This is a genomic window from bacterium (assembly GCA_040755795.1).
In the GTDB taxonomy this organism is placed as follows: domain Bacteria; phylum UBA9089; class CG2-30-40-21; order CG2-30-40-21; family SBAY01; genus JBFLXS01.
This window is the reverse complement of the sequence record JBFLXS010000409.1, coordinates 1-3,607: the sequence shown is the minus strand read 5'-3', so window position 1 is coordinate 3,607 and position 3,607 is coordinate 1. Positions and strand designations below refer to the sequence as shown.

General features: G+C 31.5%; 3 protein-coding genes. All 3 read right to left on the bottom strand.

Going from position 1 to position 3,607, the window contains the following annotated elements; genetic code table 11:
• Positions 1-159: 159 nt before the first annotated feature.
• The 3 genes from AB1414_17525 to AB1414_17515 all read right to left on the bottom strand — a co-directional run bounded on the left by AB1414_17525 (position 160) and on the right by AB1414_17515 (position 3,374).
• Positions 160-477, bottom strand: a complete 318-nt coding sequence (locus AB1414_17525; protein ID MEW6609216.1) for a kelch repeat-containing protein — start codon at positions 475-477, stop codon at positions 160-162.
• Between the two features lie 82 nt (positions 478-559).
• Entirely contained in the window at positions 560-2,947 is a 2,388-nt protein-coding gene (locus tag AB1414_17520) for a YfhO family protein (protein ID MEW6609215.1), read from the bottom strand.
• 124 nt (positions 2,948-3,071) lie between these two features.
• Positions 3,072-3,374 (bottom strand): hypothetical protein, encoded by a 303-nt coding sequence (locus AB1414_17515; protein MEW6609214.1) that lies wholly within the window; start codon positions 3,372-3,374, stop codon positions 3,072-3,074.
• Positions 3,375-3,607: the final 233 nt, after the last annotated feature.

Here is a 3,607-nt window from a genome sequence, read left to right as displayed (position 1 = left end):
AATCTTATAATTTCCCATTTGGTAGCCCTCCTTTTTTATTGTGCTACCATTAATATCGACAAAATCTCTCCTTACCTTTAGTCTTGTCCCTTATCATTGTTGATAATTTCTAACCATACAGGTCGAATAATTTTACATTTTTCAATTTTCATTTCAAAATTACATAGCATAAATCTTACCATTAAGTGTAGCCGCTGCTAAAAAATATCGTCCCGTAGGCATAGGTGCTTTAGTCGTCCAGGTACCATTAGGACCTATACTTGGGTCAAATTCCTCTACTACATTTAATTTCTTACCTCCTTCTCCTTCTTGTCCCCCAATAGCATATATCTTACCATTAAGTACTGCTGCTGCTAAACTATCCCGTGCAGTAGGCATAGGAGCTTTAGTTTTCCATTCAAGGTCAAGGGCTAAGACTTGTGTAGTAGCTGCTAAATAAATAGTTACCGCAATAATCCCTAAAATTTTATTCTTCATTTTACTTCATCACTCCTTTTTTAAGATTTATGATAAATATATCATAATCATCTAAATTTGTCAATCAAAAAATTTTAAATTTTTAATTTTGCTTAATTTTTCTAATAGCAATTATGAGCAAAATAAGAATTAAGGATATAGTAACAAGAGTGATTAATGCACCTATTTTAAATGATATCGGGTCATAGATAAATCTAACATTATGTTTTCCTTTTTCAAGTAGTACTGCTCGTTGAATATAATTTGCTTGATAGATTCTATCCTCTTTACCATCTACAAATACCTTCCAACCAGGATAATATGTATCTGCTAAGACTAAGAAGCCAGAATTAGTCATATTAGCCTCTATAACTACTTCAAGTGGTGAATATTTAGTTATTTCTACTTTAGAACCTTCTATAGATTCAGAACCATTAAAATTTATATCTTCTTCCACAATTATATATTCATTGGGATTAAATTGAGAACTAATAATCTCTGCTTCGACTCCTCCCTCAGTTTTAATTACCTTTGCATTAGGGACTACATAAACTCTTGGCACAAACTCTTTATTCTCATAAACCCTTACAGGTATCATCTCCTTCTTAAAATCGATATTAAATAATTCCTTAAGTGCAGGGCTTTTCATCTCCCAAAATGTAAGGATATATTTTACATTTAGAATACTTAATAACTTAGTAAATTGCGGTTTAGGTAATGCAAATCTTACAATATCCTTATACTTTCCTTGTTTTCGAGCGTAGGTATTCACATTTTCTTCGTTATAAAAGAAATAAAAGATTTTATTAAGCCTTTTTGGAGTAAACTCTGGACATCCTTCTACACTTGAAATACGAAATACCATATTAAAACTTGGTTGTAATACCTCTCGATGATTGACATATAGATTTAAATTATCTTTCCATCCTTTAGATAATAAATAAATCATCCACCAAGATGAATCAGCACCAAAATTATGTATTCGATAAAAGGTTTTATCTCTTTGTAAAAATTCAACTGTCTTTGGTTTTGCTAACCAGATATTAGGAGATATAATAGGATTATGATGTATTCCAAATTTAAATAAGTCAAAGATTACCACTAAACATATAATTATCTTAAGAAATCTTTGTGTGGCTGCCCCTTTTTTTATCTTTGATAGGAGAAACTTTATCCCAAACCCAGCCAATATACATAGACTAAAACTTACAAATAATAAGAACCTATTATGAAATCGAAAGAATTTCATGCCCGGTAAAGAATTCCATATAAATTCATACACTGGACTATACTTTCCAAAGACAATAAGGATAGAAAAAATAAGAAGTAAAGTAAAAAATCTTATCTCACCTCTTCTTAAAAAAAACATAATCAGCCCTAAAAAAGCCAAAGATAATGTAATTACTCCTACATAACCACAATTTTCCCAAAATACTACCTCTTCTCTCTCAATCTTCTCAGGATATGTTGCATTTGCATAATCCCCAAACCAGTAAGGGAATATAAATGTGATTAGGTTTTTTGGATGATATGGATACATAGTAGCTGACTTAAAACTTATTCCCTCTGCACGATAACTAAGTTCAGTCAGTTCTTTTGTAGGTAATATCTGCACCGCAGATAAACTCACACCAATTATGTATATTACTAATAGAGCTACCGAAAATTGTATGACTAACTTTTTAAAGCTTACATTTTTAAATCTCTTTTTATCTATCAAAAAAGGAAATAATTTTGAACCAAGCCTAAAGATAAAATACATAGATATTCCAAGTATAGAATAATAGGCTATCTGGAAATGCCCGGCTAATATTTGAATACCAAATACTAATCCACATAAGATAGGATAGATAAAATTGCCTTTTTTAAAGAATCTTTCCACAAAGAAAAACATTAAAGGTAACCAACAGGCGGCATTTATCATATTAGTATGTTTTAGGTGGGTAACAAAGAATCCACCAAAAGAAAAGGAAAAACTTGCTATAAAAGAAGCAAATGGACTTAGATTGATAGATCGAGCATAGAAAAACATAAAAAGGCTGGTTAAAAAGAAGTTAAGTATAATACTGTAATTATAGGCTATATAGGTAGGCAGGAAGTAAAATAAGATAACATTTAAAGGATAATATCCCCCCATCTCTCCTTCTGCAAATATCGGAAAGCCACAATAAATATCCGGTGTCCATAAAGGTGGTATTCCTTTTTTTAAACATTCACCTAAAAAGTGTCTAAAAGGGTAATTTATACTCCAAATATCACTTCTTGATAGGTCTCCAGTAATAAACACCCCTTGTAAAGTAGCCGCTTTAAAAAAGAAGATAAATACTAAAACTAACAGTCCTGCAATAGCCAACAAATCTGCTTTACAAAAAGGCCTTTCTACAATCACCTCATCTTTTGGCAAGAGAAACTTTGGCAGATTAAAAGAAAATTCCTGTCTCTTCTGTTTATGTTTACTTTCTTCTTTTAACTTCTTTTTCCTTTTACCCATTGAATTACCTCATAAGAATCATACCATAATTTCAACTTAATTGCAAACAAAAAAAATGCATCCATTTTCTGTTCCTTTGGATGCATCTCTAACACTTTTTAATTTTACATTTTTCATTTCAAAATTACATAGCATATATCTTACCATTAAGTGTAGCCGCTGCTAAAAAATATCGTCCCGTAGGCATAGGTGCTTTAGTCGACCAGGTGCCATTTGGTCCTATACTTGGGTCAAATTCCTCAACAACATTTAGACCTCCATCTCCCCCAATCGCATAAATCTTACCATTAAGAGTAGCGGCAGATAAACCATATCGTCCGTTAAGCATCGGTGCCTTAGTTTTCCATTCTAAGTCTAATGCAAAAGATGGTATAGCAACTCCTAAATAAATTCCTATCCCCATTAATCCTAAAATTTTTTTCATCATAATTTTTTCACACTCCTTTATTTGATTATTTTTATTATCGTATCATTAATATACCATAATTATTTCAATTTGTCAACAGAAATTTTTCATTTTTTTCATCGTTTTTATTGAGAGCGTTGCGTAGAACTTAAGGCTATATTTACGGTGCGTGGCATTGTGTTACCTCATTTCTTGCCATCTTTTTGTTTCTCTTGACATTTTGGAGTCCCAAAAGATAACCCAGAGGGTCATTA

Excerpts from the sequence above, each read along its gene's own strand:
- AB1414_17520 (MEW6609215.1), bottom strand. The coding sequence starts at position 2,947 with ATGGGTAAAAGGAAAAAGAAGTTAAAAGAAGAAAGTAAACATAAACAG.
- AB1414_17525 (MEW6609216.1), bottom strand. The coding sequence starts at position 477 with ATGAAGAATAAAATTTTAGGGATTATTGCGGTAACTATTTATTTAGCA.
- AB1414_17515 (MEW6609214.1), bottom strand. The coding sequence starts at position 3,374 with ATGATGAAAAAAATTTTAGGATTAATGGGGATAGGAATTTATTTAGGA.